The organism is Methanocella sp. MCL-LM (assembly GCF_049676595.1).
GTDB lineage: Archaea > Halobacteriota > Methanocellia > Methanocellales > Methanocellaceae > Methanocella_A.
Window position 1 is genome coordinate 1505493 of the sequence record NZ_CP187259.1, and the last position, 22688, is coordinate 1528180.

General features: G+C 50.6%; 25 protein-coding genes. 12 read left to right on the plus strand and 13 right to left on the minus strand.

Annotation, left to right across the window (positions count from 1 at the left end; translation table 11 throughout):
- Positions 1-127 precede the first annotated feature (127 nt).
- Both ACPLPM_RS07530 and ACPLPM_RS07535 read right to left on the minus strand, forming a co-directional pair.
- On the minus strand, positions 128-1414 hold the full coding sequence (locus ACPLPM_RS07530) for a PrsW family glutamic-type intramembrane protease (protein ID WP_424359630.1): 1287 nt from the start codon (positions 1412-1414) through the stop codon (positions 128-130).
- Positions 1415-1419: 5 nt separating this feature from the next.
- The gene (locus ACPLPM_RS07535; protein WP_424359631.1) at positions 1420-1887 is read right to left on the minus strand and encodes a hypothetical protein; all 468 of its coding nucleotides are present in this window, start codon (positions 1885-1887) and stop codon (positions 1420-1422) included.
- Between the two features lie 133 nt (positions 1888-2020).
- Here ACPLPM_RS07535 and ACPLPM_RS07540 point away from each other — a divergent pair, with 133 nt between their 5' ends.
- Positions 2021-2893 (plus strand): endonuclease/exonuclease/phosphatase family protein, encoded by an 873-nt coding sequence (locus tag ACPLPM_RS07540; RefSeq protein ID WP_424359632.1) that lies wholly within the window; start codon positions 2021-2023, stop codon positions 2891-2893.
- 629 nt (positions 2894-3522) lie between these two features.
- Here the strand turns inward: ACPLPM_RS07540 and ACPLPM_RS07545 are convergent.
- From ACPLPM_RS07545 to ACPLPM_RS07565, 5 genes are all read right to left on the minus strand, one after another.
- A complete protein-coding gene (locus ACPLPM_RS07545; protein ID WP_424359633.1) occupies positions 3523-3957 on the minus strand; it encodes a nucleoside deaminase in 435 nt (144 codons plus the stop codon).
- A 62-nt stretch (positions 3958-4019) separates the two neighbouring features.
- Complete coding sequence (locus ACPLPM_RS07550) at positions 4020-4781, minus strand: class I SAM-dependent methyltransferase (RefSeq protein WP_424359634.1); 762 nt, start codon at positions 4779-4781, stop codon at positions 4020-4022.
- An 18-nt stretch (positions 4782-4799) separates the two neighbouring features.
- Positions 4800-5588, minus strand: a complete 789-nt coding sequence (gene budA, locus ACPLPM_RS07555) for an acetolactate decarboxylase (protein WP_424359635.1) — start codon at positions 5586-5588, stop codon at positions 4800-4802.
- Between the two features lie 229 nt (positions 5589-5817).
- A complete protein-coding gene (locus ACPLPM_RS07560; RefSeq protein ID WP_424359636.1) occupies positions 5818-6198 on the minus strand; it encodes a hypothetical protein in 381 nt (126 codons plus the stop codon).
- Between the two features lie 89 nt (positions 6199-6287).
- Positions 6288-6965 (minus strand): class I SAM-dependent methyltransferase, encoded by a 678-nt coding sequence (locus ACPLPM_RS07565; protein WP_424359637.1) that lies wholly within the window; start codon positions 6963-6965, stop codon positions 6288-6290.
- Between the two features lie 197 nt (positions 6966-7162).
- Between ACPLPM_RS07565 and ACPLPM_RS07570 the strand changes: the two genes are divergently transcribed.
- From ACPLPM_RS07570 to ACPLPM_RS07595, 6 genes are all read left to right on the plus strand, one after another.
- Positions 7163-7858 carry a class II glutamine amidotransferase gene (locus tag ACPLPM_RS07570; protein ID WP_424359638.1) on the plus strand — a complete coding sequence of 232 codons (696 nt, stop codon included), beginning with the start codon at positions 7163-7165 and terminating at the stop codon, positions 7856-7858.
- A 98-nt stretch (positions 7859-7956) separates the two neighbouring features.
- Positions 7957-8322 (plus strand): carboxypeptidase-like regulatory domain-containing protein, encoded by a 366-nt coding sequence (locus ACPLPM_RS07575; RefSeq protein ID WP_424359639.1) that lies wholly within the window; start codon positions 7957-7959, stop codon positions 8320-8322.
- A complete protein-coding gene (locus ACPLPM_RS07580) occupies positions 8319-9179 on the plus strand; it encodes an endonuclease/exonuclease/phosphatase family protein (protein ID WP_424359640.1) in 861 nt (286 codons plus the stop codon). Before ACPLPM_RS07575 ends, ACPLPM_RS07580 begins: the two co-directional genes overlap by 4 nt.
- 74 nt (positions 9180-9253) lie before the next feature.
- Positions 9254-9958 carry a hypothetical protein gene (locus tag ACPLPM_RS07585; protein ID WP_424359641.1) on the plus strand — a complete coding sequence of 235 codons (705 nt, stop codon included), beginning with the start codon at positions 9254-9256 and terminating at the stop codon, positions 9956-9958.
- A 157-nt stretch (positions 9959-10115) separates the two neighbouring features.
- Positions 10116-11609 (plus strand): hypothetical protein, encoded by a 1494-nt coding sequence (locus ACPLPM_RS07590; protein ID WP_424359642.1) that lies wholly within the window; start codon positions 10116-10118, stop codon positions 11607-11609.
- Positions 11610-11619: 10 nt separating this feature from the next.
- On the plus strand, positions 11620-12264 hold the full coding sequence (locus ACPLPM_RS07595; RefSeq protein WP_424359643.1) for a hypothetical protein: 645 nt from the start codon (positions 11620-11622) through the stop codon (positions 12262-12264).
- 5 nt (positions 12265-12269) lie between these two features.
- Here ACPLPM_RS07595 and ACPLPM_RS07600 read toward each other — a convergent pair whose 3' ends face one another.
- Positions 12270-12713, minus strand: coding sequence for a hypothetical protein (locus tag ACPLPM_RS07600; protein ID WP_424359644.1), 444 nt, complete (start codon positions 12711-12713; stop codon positions 12270-12272).
- 182 nt (positions 12714-12895) lie between these two features.
- Here ACPLPM_RS07600 and ACPLPM_RS07605 point away from each other — a divergent pair, with 182 nt between their 5' ends.
- Positions 12896-13258, plus strand: a complete 363-nt coding sequence (locus ACPLPM_RS07605) for a TfoX/Sxy family protein (protein WP_424359645.1) — start codon at positions 12896-12898, stop codon at positions 13256-13258.
- A 30-nt stretch (positions 13259-13288) separates the two neighbouring features.
- Here the strand turns inward: ACPLPM_RS07605 and ACPLPM_RS07610 are convergent, their stop codons facing one another.
- The 3 genes from ACPLPM_RS07610 to ACPLPM_RS07620 form a co-directional block, all read right to left on the minus strand.
- Complete coding sequence (locus ACPLPM_RS07610; RefSeq protein WP_424359646.1) at positions 13289-13687, minus strand: response regulator; 399 nt, start codon at positions 13685-13687, stop codon at positions 13289-13291.
- 295 nt (positions 13688-13982) lie between these two features.
- Complete coding sequence (locus ACPLPM_RS07615) at positions 13983-14336, minus strand: response regulator transcription factor (RefSeq protein WP_424359647.1); 354 nt, start codon at positions 14334-14336, stop codon at positions 13983-13985.
- Positions 14337-14606: 270 nt separating this feature from the next.
- Entirely contained in the window at positions 14607-14753 is a 147-nt protein-coding gene (locus ACPLPM_RS07620) for a hypothetical protein (protein WP_424359648.1), read from the minus strand.
- 226 nt (positions 14754-14979) lie between these two features.
- Here ACPLPM_RS07620 and ACPLPM_RS07625 point away from each other — a divergent pair, with 226 nt between their 5' ends.
- Complete coding sequence (locus ACPLPM_RS07625; protein ID WP_424359649.1) at positions 14980-15429, plus strand: ribonuclease HI family protein; 450 nt, start codon at positions 14980-14982, stop codon at positions 15427-15429.
- A gap of 4 nt (positions 15430-15433) precedes the next feature.
- On the opposite strand, the gene ACPLPM_RS07630 is transcribed toward ACPLPM_RS07625, so the two are convergent.
- Complete coding sequence (locus tag ACPLPM_RS07630; protein WP_424359650.1) at positions 15434-17317, minus strand: HsdM family class I SAM-dependent methyltransferase; 1884 nt, start codon at positions 17315-17317, stop codon at positions 15434-15436.
- A gap of 179 nt (positions 17318-17496) precedes the next feature.
- Between ACPLPM_RS07630 and ACPLPM_RS07635 the strand changes: the two genes are divergently transcribed.
- Entirely contained in the window at positions 17497-20667 is a 3171-nt protein-coding gene (locus tag ACPLPM_RS07635) for an AAA domain-containing protein (protein WP_424359651.1), read from the plus strand.
- 275 nt (positions 20668-20942) lie between these two features.
- On the opposite strand, the gene ACPLPM_RS07640 is transcribed toward ACPLPM_RS07635, so the two are convergent.
- Positions 20943-21191 (minus strand): hypothetical protein, encoded by a 249-nt coding sequence (locus ACPLPM_RS07640; RefSeq protein ID WP_424359652.1) that lies wholly within the window; start codon positions 21189-21191, stop codon positions 20943-20945.
- Between the two features lie 403 nt (positions 21192-21594).
- Here ACPLPM_RS07640 and ACPLPM_RS07645 point away from each other — a divergent pair, with 403 nt between their 5' ends.
- Both ACPLPM_RS07645 and ACPLPM_RS07650 read left to right on the plus strand, forming a co-directional pair.
- A complete protein-coding gene (locus ACPLPM_RS07645) occupies positions 21595-22083 on the plus strand; it encodes a hypothetical protein (protein WP_424359653.1) in 489 nt (162 codons plus the stop codon).
- A complete protein-coding gene (locus tag ACPLPM_RS07650; protein WP_424359654.1) occupies positions 22080-22643 on the plus strand; it encodes a nucleotidyltransferase family protein in 564 nt (187 codons plus the stop codon). The genes ACPLPM_RS07645 and ACPLPM_RS07650 overlap by 4 nt, the downstream gene beginning before the upstream one ends.
- Positions 22644-22688 lie beyond the last annotated feature (45 nt).

Here is a 22688-nt window from a genome sequence, read left to right on the forward strand (position 1 = left end):
TACTATGGCTATCAGTAAATACTTAATTTTTATCATATCTCCAGCCTCCAATAATTCATATGTTATCAATGAACTGGTCAAAAAGCTATTGTCCGGCAAGTGCCAGGCAATAGCTCTCTTAACCCGGCTAAACCTCTTCAGCCGGCTTACCCAGTGCCATCTGCCTCAGGCCGTACAGCCACGGCAGCCATTCCTCTCTTTCCTCAGGCTTCTGCTGGTTTGCGTACAGGGCCCCGTAGGCGAGAGCGTGACGGTATGCCCAGAAGTGCCTGAGGCTCCACAGCTTTTTCAGGATGAGGAGCGGCTCTTTCTGGTTGGCTTTAAGGTACTCCAGCGTCTCCTTTCCCACGACCGCCACTGTCGCTTTTTTATCGACTTGCAGGAAGAAGAACTTCGTGGCTATTGACACCCCGATGGCGAGCAGCAGCCCGAGAATCAGGACGTACTGGACCAGGCCGCCGTTCAGGTCCATGGCCATTACCAGCTTGGCCCAGAACTGCGGCGCGCCGGGCCTCAGGTAGTTGATCAGCAGGTGCAGCCAGATCATCCAGAGCATCCCCAGTGCCGGCAGGATGGCCCAGACGTAGGGCAGCTTTTTCCGGAGCAGCAAGCCAAAGCCCAGGAAAAGCCCGATCACCATGGCACTTTCGGCATGCCCGGGCCATACGGATACGCTGCCGTGGTACATGTCAGGGAAGAGGAAGAAGGGGTCGATACCAAAGCTGGCCGGCCTGACTGACCTGTCCCAGCCCAGGGTACTCATGTAGCTGTTAGTAACCCTGGCGATATTCTCCATGAACTGGAACCCGGCACCCACCGACCCGCAAAGCAAGGCGATGTCGAGCGGGCCCAGCGCCCTTTTCCAGTATCCCTGCCCGGCTATCAGCAGGTATATGACGACGGGGAGGACTTTAAAGACCTCTTCGACGATGGGCGAAGCTACATCCGACAGCGGATCGTAGCTACCCAGTACAAAATCGAGGCTGAGGACCGCTTTGATCGGGTTGATCTCCGGGAACGCCGTGAGCACGCCGACCATGGCAAGCTCTGCAAAGTAGATGGCGAAAAATACGATGCCCATGCCGATCAGGAACATCCTCACCATCTCCTTCGCCTTTACCGCCCGCCAGGGCGTGGTGAAAACGGTGAACTGCACCATGAAAAACGCAGGCCACCAGATGGCCCAGATGAGCCCGCGAGGGGTGATACCGTTCGCCCAGAAGAGGGCGATATTGACCAGCGTCCAGAGAATGATCACGCCAAAAGCCGCAATACGCACTGCTGTCCAGAACTCTATCTTCGGCAGCTTCGAGGGCGCGCTCGATGCGACTGTACCAGTCGCCTTAGGCGGAGTGACCGGAGGCACCAATTGTTGAGTGGCCTGTCCGGCCACAGACTGAATATCGTCTGCCATTCAGATCACTTCCAGGGCCACCAGTCGGGCAAAAACCAGTCTTTCCAGCTGGTACCATCAGAGCTACTACTGCTACTCCCGGTATTTGTGCCAGACGGCTTTTTCGGGTCGAACCCGGGAACATCTTTGCCAGAGCCAGGCTTCTTCTCGAACGGGTTTCTCGGCCCATCATCATCCGGGTCTGCTCTGGGAGGCCTCTTCAGCGGGGTCTTAGGGGAAGGATCCTTACTCGAAGCAGCCGCCGCTGCCGCAGCGGCCGATGCCCCCGCCGATCCCATAGTAGCTTTCTGGCCATCAGAGGAGTTCCTCATGTTGTCTCCCGCAGAGGCTAACTCCTTCATGCCTGCCGCGTGGAAGACCGGATTGAACAGGATCAGCAACCCTGGCATAGCGAAGAGAAACGCCAGCGCCAGACAGAGCCACGACCACCTGTGGAACCCTATCCTGAGCTTGAATTTTTTCGTATAGGTCATTACCCAATCACCATATTACCATTAAACACTCATCTTTGCGGTCGCTTAAGATAAATGTTCCGAACTCTGCCCCTTTCCAGCCCAGTGATAGCTATATAAGATTTTATACCCTTACTATATAGCGAGGATAACGATGCGGCTGATTTCCTGGAACGTCATGGGCGGGTACGGCGGACACATATCCGTGCAGGTCGAGCAGCTTACAAGCCGGGAGCCGGACATAATTGCCCTCCAGGAAGTGACGGCCGGGACAGCGCCCGTGTACAGGGAACAGCTCAAGACTGCCGGCTATTACAGTATCGTCGACAGCTTCCAGTCCACGAAGTATCTTACCCGGCTCAAGAGCAACAGTTTCGGGGAACTGATCGCCAGCAAGTGGCCCCTGATCTCGTCCCCGATCAAGTTCGACGTCCCATGGCCGGAGAAAGTCCTGTCGTGCTTTATCATCGGCCCGTGGGGCGACGTGCTGCTCCACACAGCCCACATCCCACCAGGAGACTACAACAACGTCAAGAAAGTCCAGACGCTGGAAGGCATCTATAAAGCGCTGGCAAATCCCGCCCAGTACCCCCGCATCCTGTGCGGCGACTTCAGCACACCTCAGGAAGAGCTGCCCGACGGCAGAATCGTCACGTGGGGCCAGAAGCGCAAGCGCACCGGCGAGATCGTCCTCCAGAAATTCTGGGGCCAGCGCTGGGACACCGGCGAGCGCAACATCCTGGAAAAGCTGGGCGAGTTCGACCTCATCGACGTATACCGCAAGCTATACCTCAACAGGCCAGAGTACAGCCTCTACGAAATCACCGAAGACCAGCGCACCGGCCGCAGGTACGACCACGTCTTCGCCTCCGAGGCCCTCAACCCCGTCGAATGTAAATACCTCCACTACCTCCGGGAAAGAAAGCTCAGCGGACACTCCGCCATAGAAGTCGAATTCAAGCCCCACATATCCCGGACCAATCCCCGGCAGCTCCTGAACATGACCGTGGAAGAGTCGGAACAATAGCAGCTCACAGGGATCAAACCACGGCGGCACGGCTCCTTATCCTGACTACTGGAGAGCAGATGTTCTAACCACGGCGGCACGGCTCCTTATCCTGACTACTGGAGGGCAGATGTTCTAACCACGGCGGCACGGCGACACAGAGACAATGCGAGAAACGATGGCGGGATGGTTATTTGAACCACGGCGGCACGGCGGCACGGCGAAAACCGTGCCCGAATCGATGGGCACTCTTTTTATTGATCCACGGCGGCACGGGAGGCTGAGAGCACGGAGACAAACACACTATCCAGTATCCTGGCGCTAAACCTGATAAGATTCAAAGGAGTAGTGAAGTTTTTAGGGTATAAACCTGATACTCAGGCTGAAACGATTGAATAATATGCAGTTTTTGGTTAATGCGCTGTCTTCGTGTCGCCGTGGACTGAAAAAGAGTTCGTTTTTATCAGTTCGCCATAGTCTCCGTGTCGTTGTGCCGCCGTGGTTATAGTTACCATCCCGTCTGTCATGGGTCGCTTAGTCTCCGTGTCGTTGTGCCGCCGTGGTTCAAACATTTGTTTTAGCTATTGCAGTTCGGTTGTCTCACTGTCCGAAGAACCGTGGCTAATATTGATGCAAGCAGACTCAAAGGCTCAGAGCTTGCCGATATCCTCGAACCACAGGGCTGGGTTTTGCCGGATGAACTCGGCCATCATGTCCTTGCATTCGGGCAGGTCTAAATCCACGACTTCGACGCCGTGGGCTTCCATGAAGGCCCGGGCGCCTTCGAAGTTCTTCGATTCGCCTACTATGACTTTCTTGATGCCGAACTGGACTACTGCGCCGGCGCATAAATAACAGGGCATCAGTGTCGAGTAAAGGACGGCATCCTTGTACCGGCCGACTCTGCCTGCGCTGCGGAGGCAGTCGATCTCGGCGTGCATGATCGGGTCGCCGTCCTGTACCCGCTTGTTGTGGCCGCTGCCCACTATCCTGCGGTTGATCACCATCACCGAGCCGATGGGTATGCCGCCTTCGGCCAGGCCTTTCTTAGCCTCGTCGATCGCCGCCTGCATGAAAACGTCCATAATAAGTCACTTCCTGCATTCTATCTATTAATACCCGCATAAATGTTTGATGCTAGCCTACTTCAGGGCTTCCTGCCTGTGTACAGCCCGTAGCCAACATACGATCGGAACTTCATGACCATCTCCCTCGTTTTCGGGTTCAGGAACGCCCTGCCAATACCGGGTTTAAAGAGGCTTCCGATAAGCGCTCTGGTGTGCGCAAGCATGCCGTGGGTCTTCAGGTGGCTCAGGAACTGTCCGGGAAGGCTGATCTTTGAGATTTTGCCGACTACCTCTGTAAACCCGGCCTTCTGGAAGATTACTTTCCATTCCCTCTCCTGGTGGGGCGAGGCTCGTAACGCGAGCCGCAGAACAGCTTTCAGGGCAGGGTCGGGTGCTTGCAGGTAGGTCATCTCGTTGAAACCGAAAGTGCCTCCCGACTTCAAGACCCTGTTCGCTTCCCCGGATACTCTGCCGGCATCGCAGAATGCCAGTGCCGACTCGGCCACCGCAACGTCGAAAGTTTCCTCTCTGAAAGGCAGGTTATGCAGGTCAGCCTGGATGAAGCTGATCATTTCTGCGGTGTCGCTCCGGGCTGACCTGGCTTTCGCCATAGCCAGTGCCCGGGAGTCGATGTCTACCGCGATGACGTCTATGCCTCTTTTAGCCATTGTTGTGGCTGTGAGGCCGGTGCCGCACCCCATGTCAATGACACGATGGCCCGGGGCAGCTCCAGTCATTTTAAGCAGCTGATCGGTGGCCTTCGTGCCGCCCATATGCTCGCTGATGCCAGTAATTTCCCCTGTCTCTTCGGGCAGCGAACGGCCCGGGTCGGCGATCGTCATAACTATCGCTTCAAATTTCTACTGTTCGATAGCGCTCACGACAGTGCTGTTCGCCTTGGCCGCATTTACGCCGTGCATGCCCGCCGGCAGCACCATGACAAACCTATCAGTACCGTCTATCATCAGCGTTCCGTTCTCCAGCGTACAGTCCAGCAGGTGGCCGCCGAACTGCCTGTCGTCGGAGATGAAGTGGCAATGATATCCGGCGACGTTGACTCCATCCATGTACGCAGGGAAGCGCACTCCTATGATCGTACCGGCGACGTTCTCCCGCTCGAAGACCGACTGGTTCTTCACTGCATCGGCTAAGGCCGGGTATGGTTTTGTCTGCGCAGGGACGCTTCTGGTCTTCACGTACGAGAAATTGCCGTGTAACTTTACGGCGTACATCGTGGCATCGGACGGAATTTCGCCATCAATCAGCGCCGTCAGGTTACTGAGGCCCTGCACAGTTTGCAGCTGTTTTGTGCTGTCCGCGTCGAAAAAGGTCACTGCAGCAAAGGGAGTAGTAGTGTTCTCGCTCTTCTCTACCACCGTTCCGTCTACCCGGACCTGGTATACTTTCCCGTCGAGGCACACCATCTCGCCGTCGAGGGCGTCGAAAGTGCCGAGGCCGGTATCCCCGTTCTGCTTCAGCGTTTTTACCGGGGCCACGCCTTCGTAGACTCCCTGAGAGAGGGCGCTGAAGGTGGACACCTGGAACATCGTTTCACTGTCCTGCACAGTGGTGGCCGGCTGAGTGCACCCGGCAGCCAGAACGGCTAAGACAATTAAAAGTAAAGCTGACGACCAGCCAATTTTCGACATATCCACTGACTATGACCGGATAGTTATAAATACGTTAGCACCACGGTCGTCCCGGTTGCTGTTGAAGGCCAGTGCAAGCCATGCTCTGCCATAACCTGCGGGGCCATATTGTGGATATCTGGACCACATAGCCGTCCGGGTCCAGAACTTAGGTAAGCCGGCCAGTGATGATCGTCTGATCTGCCCTGCCGGCCGTAAAAATGTAGACAAGTAGCAGTAGCCTTATGGCTTACTCTGGCTGCTCTTCCTCATCCGTGATGTGATCTTCGTCCCTGTCCTCGTCCACTACGCCGTAGCACTCTGCGGTACAGCCCACTAGCTCCCGGATGTCATCTGTAGCGTCCAGGGTGGTGTCGTGCAGGTGGTTTAAAAACTCCTCGTACTTGGCCAGGCAGATCATCAGGTTATTGTAAGCCACGCTATCCAGGCCAATGACGTCGTTAGGGTCGACCATTGTGTCTTCGATGAGAATGCTGACGCGCTCGATCTTCATCGAGAGGTCTTCCAGCCGCCTGTTCAGCTCTTCGCCGGGCAGCTCGATGGTACTTTGGGCCATTTGTCGTCCGACCATGTGTCCTCCTCTGGTGAGATCAACCTGTTTCCAGCTCATTATATAAATGTTAATCGGGCTGTAGCTATATATTCTTCGGGAAAAAAGGGGCGAGACCCTCCGGCTGAACACCGCCCGGACTGCGGCTGTTATCGACTGCCCCTCTCTGATCCAAGATCCCGGAGGGCGTTCCTGAAGCCCCTGAAAGCGCTCATGACTCCCGGTTCAGTGTCTTTGTAAACGTACACGCAAAACTCCGTCGGCTTATAGTCGCAGCGCAAGACCACCCGTGGAGATAGCCTGTTACAGTACCTGATCATCTCCAGCGGGTCCGGGTGGTACATCTGGCCAGAGACATCATACGAAACCGGGCTCAGGAAATCTGCGGCGATACCTCTGGAGGCCAGCTTGAACATCTTGCGCAGGGTGTTCTCTACGAAAGGCCGGTGCTCGTGCACTTTCAGGTTAAAGATACCGCATTCGAACGCCCAGTCGAACCGGCCGGGGATCTTCGTCTCCTCGAAATCGCCGACGATGAACGTGGCATCCGGGTAAAGGGTCCTGGCAGTCTCGATGAACTCCGGGTTCAGGTCAATGCCCGTATAATCTACCTCGATGCCCTGCTCCAGGAGAAAGCCGTACAGATCGGCGAATCCGCAGCCCACGTCGAGGACGCTGCTGCCGTTCAGGTCCCCTATAGAGGTGAGCACGGTAAACCGGGCTTCCTGGGTTCCCTCGATCCAGCCGAGGCTCTTTATGCTATGGCCGTACTGCCGGTAATTATCCCTGTAAAAGTTTCTCAGGATCTTCCTGTCCTGCTCCCTCAAGATCGCCAACCTCAGCTGAAAGTTTTTTCTCAGTCCATACTAAAATAGCTACGCTTCGGTTTATGCAGGGAGTATGCCTGTCCGACAGACGCCACTCGGGCGGAGGCTGGAATCTCAATCGCTCCAGAGTCATTTTATGAAAAATATTTAAAACATTATGATACATCTTCTCATTAAAGAGGTCTCACCAACAAGTCATGTGCGAATTATACGGTATCAGCTTCAGCAGGCCAGGCAAGGCCATTTCCACCCTCCACCGGTTTGCGGATCACTCAGGCCGCAATCCGCACGGCTGGGGTATCGCATTCTACCGGCAAGGGGATGCTGTAATTCAAAAACTTCCTGAGAAAGCGCTGCTGAGCAAGACCTATTTCCGGGCAGTCGAAGAGGCCGAGAGCGACGTCATCATCTCTCACATACGCCACGCCTCCCGCGGGGAGAAGAACGAGCGCAACTGCCACCCGTTCGTACACCACATGGATGGCCGGGACTGGGTATTTGCCCACAACGGCCACGTCGACGGCATTTACATACACCCCAGGGCCACAGGTGAAACGGATTCCGAGTCCGTCTTCCACATCCTGCTGGACAACATCCGTGATAAGTCTGATACACTGTCCGGGCTGCAGTATGGCATTACCAGCCTGTTCGAAGAGTACGAGTTCGGCAGGCAGATCAAGCTCAATTTCCTGCTGTCCGACGGCGACAACGTCTACGCGTTCGGCCACCACCCTGAAAAGCCCATGTACTACCAGAACCTCTACCACATGCAGGGCGCCCGCACTTTGGTATCTACCCAGGTGCTGGACGGAACCCCGTGGGTAAAACTGCCCAATGACCGTCTGCTGGTCGTCGCCCAGGGCCAGATTCAGTCGATCTCCGGCTCTATCTGATTTTTTATCCGTAACAATACGTAGTTCCGCGCATGGCAAAAGTTCCCCGATAACGGCGCGCAGAGCTATAAATCGGCCTGTTGATCACATGATAACTGGTGGTGTCCAAAGTGATCCGCAAAGCTTTTACCATAATCGCCATCTCGCTGCTTCTATGCATTACCTCCCCGATGGTATTTGCCCAGAACGCCGGCACGTCCGGCGGCGCCATCGACGGGCTCGTGACCGACCGCACTAACCAGGCCGTGCCCGGGGCAACGGTCAGCCTGTTTCCGGAAGGCGCATCCCCGCTGGCGCCGACGTCAACCGAGCAAACAGATGCCAGGGGCTATTTCGCGTTTACCAATCTCCCGCCCGGCAACTACAGCGTCGCCGCTTCCCGGGACTTCTACGTATCTACGACTACAACAAACCTGGGCGGAGGCAACCAGTCGCTGAGCCTCACGCTCCCGCTGTCTCAATGAAGCTCCTCAGCTGGAACATCTGCTTCGGCGGCATCGGCGCCGGCCGGACCGAGTACGATCCGGAAGCTTCCCCGGAAAACCTGCGGATGATCACCGGAGCGATCAAGGGTAAAGGCCCTGATATCGTCATACTGCAGGAATACAGGGATGCGGAAGAGACCGGGGGAGTCCTAAAGGCAGGCCTGCAGGAGGCCGGCTTTACCTGCTACTGCTCTAACCCGGGGCTGGACAAGAACGGCATACTGATCGCCCTCAGCAAGAGCATCACCGATTCGTACGCAGTTTCACCCGCGACGAGCTTCAGGATAGAGAAAAAGCGGCTGGACGAGATCTACCGCTACCGGTGGCTGAACCTGTCACTGGAAGCTTCCGTCGGGTCATTTGAGCTTCTCGGCCTCCACATACCCGACGTCCGGCCGGGCAGAAAAGGCGGCCCGGAAACTTTTGTCAGGTCCATCGGGCACAAGCAGCTCGTCTGGGACTCGCTGATCGACTACGCACGGGAAAAGCTGGGCTCAGGAAGAGAAACGATCATAGCGGGCGACTTCAACACGGGCATCAACGCCGAAGACCAGAGCCCGGACACCGGGACCTACTACCTGAGCGACCGTATGGCGGAGCTGAAGCGGCTGAAGAACTCGCAGGGCCACGGGCTAACCGACGCCTGGCGGAAATTCCACCTGGCACCGGGGCCGGAGGACTACACCTGGTTTTTAGACAGTAGCGGATTCCGCCTGGACTACGCGTTCCTGACGCCGGGGCTGGGCAAAGCGCTGCGTTCAGTCGAGTACTCGCACAAGGAACGGCTGGAAGGGCTGTCAGACCACTCGATATTAATAGTGGACATAAAGCCGTGATCCAGTTGTGCAGTATTTTTGCCTACGGTACAACTCATCAAGTTTAAATAGCCCCCATTCGTTATTACCTGATCATGGAAGACATCCATGTCTATCTCCGGTTCTTCGGCGTGGGGGAAACCGTCACCGAAGAGGAGCTTAAGCGAGTACGGAACGTCTTCCTGAAAAAGTACCACCCGGACAGCGGCTCGGAAAACGAGGAGATGGCGAAGAAGACCAACATCGCCTACGAGAAGATCGCCGCCTTCATCGAATTCCGGGATAAGATCAACGCTTCCGCGGGAGCTGGCCAGGGCTTTTCAAGCTACGCCGGCATCTACAACAAATACCGGGATTCAGGCAGCCGGGAGGCCGCCCAGGAATTTTACGCCGAGATGCGCCAGCGCCAGGGCGAAGGGCTCAGGAAACACGCTTTCAGCTTCCACGGCATATACGAAGATAAAACTCCTTCTGCATACAAGCACTACTTCGTAGACGCAGTGCTTAATTATACCTACCTTGCCTCAAAGCAGAAAGACATAGGCTACACGTGCGGCCAGTACCTCGAAGTCTTTCCGCTGAACGTCTTCGCCGGCTGGGTAGAGCAGGTGTACCCGGAATGGCAGACGGACCGTCCTAAGATATGGGCCGAGATCAAGGGCAAGAGCTACAAAGCGCTGTTTATCGCGGCCGTCGAAGAATACACCAGGACGAACCAGTGCGCGATTAGAGATGCGCTGCTGGCCTTCAGGATTCCCGAGTCTAAGTACTATTACTGGAAAAGCTGCATGGCGAACTGAGGTTCTCAGAGCGCAGCCGCATGTTATCTCCCTGAAACACTTGTGGACTACCCTATCGTCTGCTACGCAAAAGCTTTATATATCCCGGGCACTGTCTACTTATTTGCACAATCATGCAAGTTTAAGATTATGTGACACTGCGCCAGGAGTACTCCCAATGAAAAGAAAGATGAAGAACGTAGGCCATTTTTTTAACCATGCTGCGGCAGCCGAAGCGCAGGCCATACTCATCCTTCTTTTTATCGTGCTGATGCTCGCTATCGCAGTCAAGCTGACGGTGGCCGACAATATCGTGGCTGCTGCCGACCGTATATCCAAATACCGGGTGTGGGGTGCCGATAACACCGTTACGGCGCCTTCCGGGGAGAGCTCAGCGATTACCATAACGAGCCCTGCCGATGGCGACACCCGGTATATCGACGAGCGTATCACCGTATCGGGCAGGCTTATGCCCGGGCAGGGCAGGACAATCAAGCTTGTCTTCTACCGGATCAACGGCGACGAATGGGCCAAAGGCCAGATTAGCGGCGACCAGTGGTCAGGTGAGAGGAAGCGGTATGTTGAGGGGAACTACGAAATCGAAGCAGTAGCATACGATGATCTTGGCATGGAATCCGAGCATGCGGTCTCACATTTTGCAGTCCTGTTCAGGTACTATGCAGATGCCTTGTACGTTAATGATAACATCCCTCCAACCATGATCGCCGGAGATCGCTATCCATGCCAGATTACCTTCGATAATACGGGCAACACCGCATGGACAAACGGACAGGGCTATGCGCTGGCATCTTATAGCACTGACTTCGGCTCCGGAACAATCCCGGTCCCGGCAGGCGGAGTAGCACCCACGGCCAGGAACACGTTTTCTACGACGCTATCTGCTCCCGAACTTCCTGGCAGCTATTCAATCACATACCGTATGAAGGGCGGAGGCTACGGGTGGTTCGGGGATGAGCTGACAAGGGCTATTCGAGTCGACCCTGTCGTGAGGGATGCAAAAGTCGTATCCGTCGATATTCCGGCTGAAATGACTGAAGGCGACACTTACCAGGCGAAGATCACCATGAGGAATACTGGCACAGGCACATGGTATACTGATGGCAGCAACCACGTTGACCTAGGCCTGCCTGATGGCAACACCGGCGATGCCCATAAGTTTACCGGAAAGACGAGCGTGCCGATGTCGGGAATAACCGAAGTCCGACCAGGCGGAGAATATACGTTCCAGTTCCAGATCAAAGCTCCGGGGCCGGGGAGCTATGGTCTCAAGTTCAGGATGGTCGCTAAGGACAGCATATGGTTTGGAGAGCAGGCTGAAAAAGTGGTGAAGGTTAATGCAAAATCGGGGCCAGAGCCTGAGCCTGATGAGCCTGAGGAAGATTATCAGGCTTATGTGGCGAGTGGGAACTTTAGATTGATAGGGACTGATGGTAGAGAAAGAACAAATTGTATGTGTGTTTGGTGTTATGATGGTCCACTTGTACGACATAATTCAAGATCTAGCTATGTTAAAAAGGATGGGTATGCAGATTGGGATATTGGTGGTCCTAATGGTCAATATCGTATTTATAGCGATGATTATCATGGATCTATGGGCTTTAGCATGAATAATGGCGGTAATAAGGGTACTGTAACTTTCCGTGATAAGTAGTGGTGGCTTTATGAAAATTAAATCCTTAATCCTTGTAATATTTACTATAATGGCTGTTACTGTTGTGGTTCTAAGCCTAAATATGAACTTATCCAGTAAATCCTCACAAGATATTGTAACTCCAAGCTCAAGTATACCGGTTAATCCAATTACCAATAATAGTACTCAAACAAGTAATAATACTCATACAACTAATGATTCAAAAGGATTTGATGTTCAGAATCCTCAATATGTAAACAGTGACCATATCTATAACAATATTCGTTGGTCATACTATCCACAAATAGAAAAGATTTGTGTACATGATAGTGGAGTATCTGAACCCACTGAAGTAATTAATCATACATTTATTTACTTCGACATTGATGTAAATATTAAGGACCCTGAAAATACTAAAGAGCTTTATAGAGAAATGGCCGGCGTTGCTATTGAAATGCGTCAAATGTTAGGCCCAAATAGTTCCGTTAATGTTTGGGGTTTAGTGAATGGAATTGATAGTTACCATGTTGGCATGTTACCCTATGAGAATCGGGTATATGCAATAGATCACTACCATCCCTTCGCCTATAAAAATGACATTTATCTCATCCCCGGAGCCGACATCTACGACTACCACAGCTACACTATAGTCAACAATTCGGTAATAGAGCCATAACTCTATCACACTAGAATTGTAAGTTTAGCACTCACAATATCCTGCGTAATTCGGATAAATTCTCTGGCCGCTTTGATCGCCTCAGTGGCCTGGCCGACGGTGACGGATATGGCCCGGTTTACGATGTCATTTCTTAGCCCGGTGCACTGGGCGAAAGATCTGACGAGGCCGGTCCCGTAGTATCCTTTGTACAGGTCTTCGAGGTATGAGTTCCTCGCTTCGAGGGACTCGGTTGCGTACCCGTCGAGCGCCATCAGGCTGGATATGCAGTCGTTCATGATTTCATAGGCGCCCATGAGTCGGAAAGGTGCTGTTTCCGGGGTGAGTTCTGCAGCGCTGACCAGATCAAGCTTGACCGGGGCGTTCTTGATTAGCTCTTTTGCCCTCGTTATGCTTCTGGCTTCTTTTACTGCAATGCCTGCTTTCACGTAGTGCTCGAACGGCTTCACCTGTGCAACCTCCGGGTATCTGTCTATGATCGGATGTAGGTTAGTGTCCTTTTGAGCTTTTCCTCTGTTTAATCCGGCTTGAAGGGCACCTGGTAAACGTAATGCCTGTAATCTTCATCGTCGCAAAAAGTTTTAGCTTGAGTACTCCCATACACTAGTAACTTAACCTCTCGGTGTTTACGATGGCGTGGGAAAAGATGTCGCAGGAAGCTGCAAGAAAACTCGCGGGACTGGTCGAGGGTTTCGAGTGTCAGAAGAAACCCATGTTCGGGCATGAAGTCTACTGGATCAATGGTAATATGTTTGCCGGAGTCTTCGCGAGCGACATATGGATCCGGCTAGCGAGGGATGATCAGGCCGATTTCTTCGAGGCATACGAGGATGCTAAGCTATTCGAGCCGATGCCGGGCAGGTCAATGAAGGATTATGTAGTTTTGCCAGAATCCGTGCTGGAGAATGAGGAGACCGCAAAAATGTGGCTGGAAAGGGCTTATCGGCATACTGCGTCGTTGCCTGAGAAAAAGGTGAAAGCGAAGAAGGGCTGAATCGTCAGCTCATGCATGTGCCACGACAGTTCAATGTGTGACTGCCAGATCCTTTTTTACAACTTTCTCTACCTGGGTAACGATGTCCTTAAGGCCCACGGGCTTCTCTAAAAACGCTGCTGCGCCCACCTTCATGGCTTCTTCCCGGGCACCTGAGTCTGCGGTTACGAAAATGATCTTCATGTCCGGCTCGATGCTCCTGATCATTTTTGCGGCTTCGAGGCCGTCCATTATCGGCATGCGATAATCCATTAGCATGACCTGTGGCCTGGGGCTGCACTCCTGGAACTTTTTCACGGCATCTTCCCCATCGTAGGCAATAAAGGCGACAGGAATCCCCATCATCTCGAAGACCTTCCTGTAAAACTCGATGATCACTCTCTCGTCGTCTACGATAGCGATACCGCTGTCCCATTTTACTTTTTGCATTTTTTGACCCTCAGTGGCTCATGATAGTATCTTGAATGCTACCTGTCTCTCTTGTCCGCCTCAACGCAAGTATGAAACCCGACGATGCACAAGCGGAGCATGACGATCGTACTATTGCTACCTAACCTATAATACTTCAACAATAATGAACTATTTCTATCAAAAAGGGTATTATAACCTGATAATAGTACGGGGCTTAATTATTCAGATATAAATGACGCCGGGTACTGTATTCTGGTCTTCCTGCGGGTAACGGGGGAGTTGAGAATAATAAGAATATGTGAATTTTGGAAGATCAGCAATTCAGCCCTCTAATCACGCATTTGACTTCGAGGACGATCTCCCTCAGGCTGGCGGGCTTCTGGATGAAGGCCGCAGCGCCTGCCTTAAGGGCTTCGTCTCTCACGCCCGTATCGGCGCTGATAAAGATGATCCTGGTTGCAGGCTCGATTTTCCAGATTTTTTTGGACGCTTCGAGGCCGTTCATGGAAGGCATGCGGTAGTCCATGATCACGATCTGGGGCTTCGGGTTGCTATCCTCGAATTTTCGGATCGCGTCTTCACCATCGTAAGCTACGAAGGCGATCGGGATTTTGCTTGCAGTGAGAATTTTGCTGTACATGTCGACGATCGCAGCCTCATCGTCCACGATCGCAATCCCTCCTCCCCATTTTTCGTTTTGAATCCTGATACCTCCGCAACAACTGGTGTATTGCTACTCGATTAGTAAAGCTCCCGCCTATACATACTTTCACCTAAGGCTATAGAAAACAGCGCCTCATACGTCGTAGATCTGGATTGACTTAGCTCACCTCATGCTCTCAACCTGTGTTTTTCATATTTTAAAATAGGTGATGTAATATAAAACTGACCCGTATTTTATTCCCCGGGCCGCGATAATGAGAAAAAAGTATAACCGTTAGTCAACAAGAGCTGTTTTTATACGTGCCCGCAATTCTTCGACGTGAGTCTGCTGCCTAACTGACATGGCTTGAATTTCTGCCAGCTCTTCGTTGGTCATACCGCCATTTATGGCCAGTAATAGAGTGTTCACTATGTTCTTCATGCTGCATTTACCCCATAACTTATAATTTTGCAAGTGCGTTCGGTATATAAATACTTACCTGCCAATCGGTTGTACCAGTATCAATATCCCGCCATAAAAAATGCGGAAAATCGAAAAATAGCCTGAAAACTTATCGAAGTCATCCATAAATCGGCTGGTGCCTGAAGCCTGATCGACTGGTGCTATATACCATCACGTCAGATATATCTGGCGTTAAGGGCAAAACATGTCAAGTTCAGAGCGTATAGTGATCTTCGTGGATGGCAGCGGCTCAGGCCACAGCGCCGCCCACTTTTCGGACGACGAGGTATACCTCACCCACCAGAAAGGCGCCACCAACAACGAGGCGGAATACAATGGCGTTATCCTGGCACTGGAGCACCTCCCGCCCGGGGCGAAGGCGACGATACAATCTGACAGCCAGCTCGTGGTGTACCAGCTAAATGGCAGATACCGCATTAACTACCCGCACCTGAGCCGGAAACGAGAGACGATCCTGTCGCTCATCGAGAAGAAAAAGCTGGATGTCCGAATCGAGTGGATACCCCGGGAGAAAAACAAGGCTGATGCAGATATCAGGAATCGCCATGGCGTCTCGAATAGTCTAAAGGCCGGCCCGGTGAAGGCTGCCGGGGATAACCGCTTTCAGGGAAAATCAGGGAAAAATCGTCCATAATCCTTTAAGTTAGATCAACATCAATACCGTACTTGTCTAGTAGAAACTCGTTGATCTTACCGGTGTCATTTTCGTGGTACAGGTAATCCCACTCTTCGTCGCTAAAGCTGGGTATGCCGAACTTTTCGATGAAGTTCTTCTGGTAGCACTGGTAATTTCCTTCGATCTCAACGCTTGTTTTTTTGATGTAGTACTTCATGATGCTTGAATTCAGTATCTTCCGGATTTCAGTTAAATGGGCGTTTGAGAATATTCCATACCCATTACAGAAGAGGTTGGATTCTATATCTAAAATGAAGTTTGGCTCGTTAGAAAAGGTTTTAGTATACAGCCGGGGCCCATGGAAATTCATCGCCTGAGTCCTGCCCCATGCATACCAGGTGGGGTATACCTTATTGCCTTTATCTCTGGAGCTTAATATCCCTTTAACGTCTGACAGATAACGGTAACACATTGGATACCTGCTTTTTAGTGACTCTTCAGGTATGATCGAGCATTTATTGTTCGTCACGACGTACGGAAATATGATCCGCAGCTTTGAAGATTTCACGTCTTCCTCAGTCGATACAGAAGCAATTTTTACTATCTTCCTGGTTATCCCTTTCTCGATCAAGTACTCTCTGCTATTGAATTTCGCTTTACAATAGTTTTCATCGTATTCGTTAACGAAATATATTTTATCTTTTAGCGTGGCTATGCCTACCCGGATCTGGCATAATTTACCTAAAGGAGTGCCGGCGGATTCGATTTTTCTGATGTTCGAATAGTCACTTTCGCTCATCAGCTGCCATTTTTTGTCATTTAGCCAGCTGTAATGGTATCTTGTGTAGGTAATATCGTCTAAATCGGATTGCAGGCTGGCGATATTGTCCAGATAGCAGAATTCAAAAGAGTCGTCTTTATGGCTGTTATCGATGAACGTAATGCAGGTGTAGGTAGAAGCGTCAAAAAGCTTCAGGTGGCCGAAGTTTACTATTCTAATAATCTTCCTGTTCCTGGCAAAGTATCTCCGGATATTTAACCCAGACAGCGATGTGTAATAATTATTAGGGGTGATATAGCCTAATCTTCCATTCTCCTTTAGCAGATCTACTCCAAGCTCAAAAAACGCATAATACAGGTTGAAGTTGCCGTTACCGATTGTTTGCCACTTTGATGTTAACTCTTCTTTAGCGGCCGAATCAAGGTCCTGAATTCTGACGTACGGGGGATTTCCGACGATAAAATCGAACCCGCCATTGACGAAGACTTGCGGGAATAGCTCATTCCAGTCAGCCTGGAGGCTATTGGCCACCTTTAGATTGAATCTTATAACCTCCTGGTCTTCGTTATTGCTTATGGCATATAAGCTCAGTATTATTCTGGTTCTTCTGATCGAGTAGTCGAATACGTCTACGCCAAATATGTTGTTTTCAATGATGTTGACGGCGCTTTTGCCTGATATCTGTTTTAGCCTTATCAGCGCTCCTAACAAAAACGCTCCGCAGCCGCACGAGCAATCGCAAATAGTGCCCTCGTTGCTCACAGTATTGTTTACAATATAGTCCACAATTTCCCGGGGCGTGTAAACGATACCGTTCTGGATGGCCTGCTCTTTACATATCAGCGACTCGAAGATCTTTACTATATCATAAACAGTCAATTGAATGTCCAGGTTTGATAATAATCGGTAGACGTCGCCGTTTGTATCGTGGCTTAATACGTCCTGGACAAAAGTGTTCTTAACGTCATGGACGCCGCCGGATTTCAAATAATACCTGACAATGCCTGATTCTATATCTCTGGTGTCATATAAACTAAGTAAACTGGTTATGGATTTTAGGTCAATACGCTTGTTAACGTGACCTTTTCTAACCTTACCACTATCCATATTTTGCTTACCAGGCATATACAGATAGCAAATTTATAATGGCATAAATAACTTATTGAAGCGCTTACTGGATATCCCATCATATTTAGATAGCTCTGACTTGCGACGATCTTCTTACCTATCAGTTTAGTCCTTATTAATAATTCAGGATTAAAAAGAAAATTATATCCTTGAATGCACCTGATACTATATCTATCATGGACAAATCGGTCGGGTGGAGAGCTACTGAGGGTAATACGAATCCCGTAGAGCTAATTAATGCTTTCCGCCAGGCGATCACCGAAGAGATCGTTCACATAAAAACGAAGGGCAGAGATGTCCAGCTGGACCTGAAAGACGGATTATTCATCGACAAGAGCTTAGAATATTTCATCTATCGCTTTCCTCTTGAATCCTATGTTAGAGTGAATGATGATACTCCGATCGATATTTTCACCGGTAAAAGGAAATCAGACGGCTTTGTCGTAACCTCCGGCGAAAACTACATTGATATTGCCACAACTGAAGACTACGGTCCGGTTATTCACAGCGCCACAATTAAAAGTGATACTTCTGCGCTCCTTGATCTTTTACTCAAACGGTACGATGAAATTCTGAGTAACCCCAGCAATTTCGATACTTCCGGCCCGATGAAGCTCTTTGGCTTTGCAGAGCCAGAAATTACGGACAATAGCCCTCTATGCATAGCCGATTCCTTCGGCCTGAACGACGATCAAAAACTTGCAGTGGCAAAAGGGCTGTCGCAGGAAGTCACCTTCATCTGGGGGCCGCCAGGTACCGGGAAAACAAAGACCCTGAGCGTCCTCCTGAATCATTTGATTAAAGCGGGGAAAACCGTTTTACTGATCTCTCACACTAATCTCGCTTTAGACGAAGTGATCAAAAAGTTCGCCGAGGCCCCGGAAAACAAAGACCTGATCGACGACGGCCGGGTGATCAGGTACGGAAATGCCGGCAATAGCGACCCCGTCATTAAAAATTTCCTGCTGGATAACGTCAACGACCGGGTAGTCGGGAACCTGTACCAGAAAATCGACGGATTAAAAAGGGCAATGAGGGGATATGAGCAAGAACTGTCCAATCTATTGATAATTCTCGAATCACCTGACTACCGGAAATTAAGGCAATGCGAGGAAGAGCTATCTGAAAATCAAAACAAGGCAACTGCCCTGAGCGAAAAGATTAGAACGATCAAACTGCAGCTGGTTGAATGTTACCGTGAAAAGAACCGGCTGGAAACGGAAGCCGAACAAAAACATAACACTGGCCTGGGGAAAAATCTCTTCCGGCTCCCCGGCTCCAGCAAGGCCAATTCCTATGCAGCTCTTATCTCAGAAAAAATCCTGCAGATACAACAGTTGAATGCATCGGAAAAAGCCCTTGCATATGAGGCTCAACTGGCAGAAGTCCGGGTTGGCGAGCTAAGATCGGCTATCCCTGAGGTTCGAGAACACCTCGTCTACGCTCATAGTCTCGAAGACGATACTTGTATCGACTCTTTGGCAGCCCGGCTGAGCGATCTCAGAAATCACATCGAAAGCACCGAGGCCGCTATCTCCGGGTTGAAAAAAGAGATCGTTCAGTGTGAAAATTTCATTTTCGGCAAAGCCCGGGTCGTCGGATGCACACTCACTAAATGCTATGTAGACCGGAATATTCAGAATTTCAAATTTAACGTGATGATCCTTGACGAAGCCAGCATGGCTAACCTGCCGGCAGTCTTTTTCGCCGCAGGAAGGGCGTCTCAGTATGTAATCGCCGGCGACTTCAGGCAGATTGCCCCCATTGCTCAGGGCAGCGGGCGTAACGCCGCTAAATGGCTCAAGCGAGACATATTCACCCAGGCAGGCATCGTCGAATCGATCAATGCCGGCCGGGAAGATTCCCGGCTGGTCATGCTGAAAGAGCAGTATCGCATGCATCCCAGAATCGCTGAAATTATTAACGATAAGATGTACGCCGGCCAGCTGAAAACTAACCTCCGGACCCAAACCGATCGGGACCAGATTGCGGCACTTCCGCCTTATGAGGGCCAGCCGGTCGTGCTTTGCGACACTTCCCGGATCAATCCCTGGTGCAAAATGGCAGCGGGCTCGCGTATTAACCTTTATAGCGCCATGCTCGCCGCAAAACTGGCAGAATCGGCCATCGCCGGAGGACTCAATAACGTCGGGATTATCACTCCATACAAGAAACAGGTAAAACTGATCGAACAGCAACTTCAGGAGCAGGGCATCGATAGAAAAATCGTGTCTGTCACGACCATCCATAAATCGCAGGGCAACGAAAAAGACTGCATCATCATCGACCTCGTCGAAGGCTCTCCCGGTAACCCGGGCAGATTCTTTTCCGCATCTTCGATCGACTCCGATACCGCAAGGCTGATCAACGTCGCCATATCCCGGGCGAAAGGCAAGCTGATCATCATATCGAACAACCAGTACTTTAGAGAAAGGCTCAAACCCGGTAATATCTTCCGCGAACTGCTCAGCGAAATTACAGTAAGTGGCCACACTGTCGACTCTGAAGGTATCCTGCTATCTTACCCTGCGGTAAGCAGGCAAACGACGCTAACCGGAAAAGCCGAAATCTCTCCGGACTCCAAGCAGCTCATCTACGATGCGACAGAGTTTTATCGCGCTTTCACCGTCGACGTCGACCATGCAGAATCGAGGATCATTATCTTCAGCCCGTTCATCACGCGGAAACGCATGTCGGCACTGCTAAATCCACTAAAAGCCGCTGTAGCCCGGGGCGTAAACGTCCACCTGGTTATCCGAAGCCTTAAAAACGATACAACCCGGGCGGATAAAGAGGAGCTGCTCGAGGAAATCCGGTCCCAGGGTATCAACGTCATCATCGCCTCGGATTCCAACGGCGTAAGCAAAGGCTTCCACGAAAAGGTCGCCCTTATCGATAAAACCGTATTCTACTTTGGCAGCCTGAACATCCTCTCCCAGAGCGGGAATGCCGGTACATCCGATTACATGTTCGCCTTTGCCAGCCCCCGGACTATCGAGGACCTGGTCAGATATTTCAAGATCGACATAATTCTCGGCCGGCACAGGCAGCCGAAAGGTCACCAGGCAATGCTTTCTAAAGATATTTCTAACGAAGATATGGCCGATGCCCAGTTTAAAGCCGCAATTATACACCTCCGGCAGCAGAAATACGAGGCCGCAGCGATGGATTTAAAAGCAGCCATCAAACTACACCCGTTTAAGCCTGACTATCATTATTACCTGAGCGATGCTCTGTTGAAGACTAATGATAAATCAGGGGCTCAAAAAGCGATCGATAAGGCGATTGAGTTGTCGCCGGAAAACATTGAATACCAGACCTTTAAAGTATCGTTAGACCTGATGTGAAAGCATTGTAAAGAAGGCGTATTAACGATATGATCTATACCATTTTTCGTAATCATTATGATTGACGAAGCACCTGACTATGTATAGTGCCTCATCTTTATACGTATATATGAGGCGACCATTCCCGACCTCATCTACGTGGAACGGCATGCCGAACTTCATATGCCTTCGAGGTGGAAGTGCAGCAATTTTATCCGCATGCTTGATAAAAACTTTGGCCAGACTACTGTCCATACCATGTAAATCCTGCCTGCCCTTTTCTGTGTAAAGGGTTTTCATTTCAAACCGAACTCTTTCTTAATCTGTTCTGCAGTGTAGGTTTTTTGTTTACCGGATTCAACTTCCGCCATCTCTGCCTCTACCGCTCTGTATACCAGCTGAACTTCTTCTTCCTGCTCCAGGTACTTATCGTAGAACATGATCGCCTGCCTGATTACTTCCGTCTGGCTGGCCGCGTAGCCTTTTTTGATAATTTTGTTGATTTTTGCTTCATAAGGGGCTCCAAGGTTGACGTTAAGGGTCATTCTATATCACTATGCTTATTCAACGCGCATTTAGTATATATCTATGATGCATTTATTATCAGGGGTGGTAAACAATTTGTATGCTCATACGGTCTGTTTACGAGTTTCACAAACTACTTAATTACATACATTATAGATAAAGTCAGTTTGTGTCCACTGTAAAAGTATTGGGCCTGTGACGTCACAGAATAATATGTAAGCGCTTATGGCGAGACATTATAATCTGGGTTAAGTCTATGGGCTTTGAGGTCACCTTCACATAGCCATCAGGATCAAGGATGAAAGTCGCCTGGTTGGGGGAGGGATCGCTCTTGCCTGTACTTCCATTTTAGGTATACTTTATACCATAATATTGGTAAACTATATAAATAAATACAATCATAATACCAAATTTGTGGTATAATTGTCATCAATTGATATCCTTGTTGAACGTGGCAGGGTTAGCAGGATACTTGAACCTGACCGTGAGCGTTACCTGAACTTTTACAGCACCTCATACCAGGACAACCTGGAGCATAGCGCTTTTATTATCGAACATTTTCCTCGGTGGAGCATCATTTCCGGCTACTATGCCATGCACGACGCGACCAAGCTGCTTATTGCAAAAGGCTATGGTTACAAGATCGACGAAGATGTCCACAGCACTGCTATAGCTTTTCTGTCAGAAATTTTAAAAGACGACGAGCTTATCGACATGTTTCAGTCGGGCTACCGGGAGTACCAAGAAATGGCTGGCAGGCTACACGGTGCCCGGGAAGAGCGGCGTAAAGCACAGTACTATACCGGTACACTGTTTGCCCAGGACTACTTTAAGAAGCGATCGAAAAAATTCCACGATGAAACGGTAGTGCCTTACATCGAAAAGATATTGGTGCTAATGGAGGCTGTATGATAGAGCCTGTCTTTGACAAGGACGGTTTTAAGGTACTCACCGTGTTCTCGATCTCCCCTGGATCAAGGTACAAGAGAAATGAGCTGAAGGAAATGACCCGGCTGAATAACGTGCCGCTGGACAATGTGATTGTAAGGCTGGTCAATTGCGGCATCCTGCGAATAGAGAAAAACTTGTATCAGCTCAGCTTTGAAAAAGAAGAGACTAAAAAGCTTATAGAGATCGTATCCCAGCAGTATAAGGAATTGCGGGAGTTGCCATTGAGCGTGTTTTTCCTGCTGGCCGATGCGGTCGATGTTCTGTCGGCTGTGAAAGGGATCGAAGTATACCTGTTCGGGTCCTATGCTAAGCTAGTGTACAGGGAAAAGTCGGACGTCGACCTGGCAGTAATCCTGAAGGCCGGGCAGAAAACGCCCGATTATGTGAAGCTATCGATGAAGCTGGAAAAGGTCTATGGTAAGAAAGTCCAGATACACGATTTCGAGTCCGAGGGGTTTTATAAAAATAAGAAAGACCCGCTGGTGAGCGAAATATTGAGAAATGGTGTCAGGTTACTATAGCCAAAGATGGTGTAGCCTTTTTCTATTTTGTTGCAGCGAGAGCCC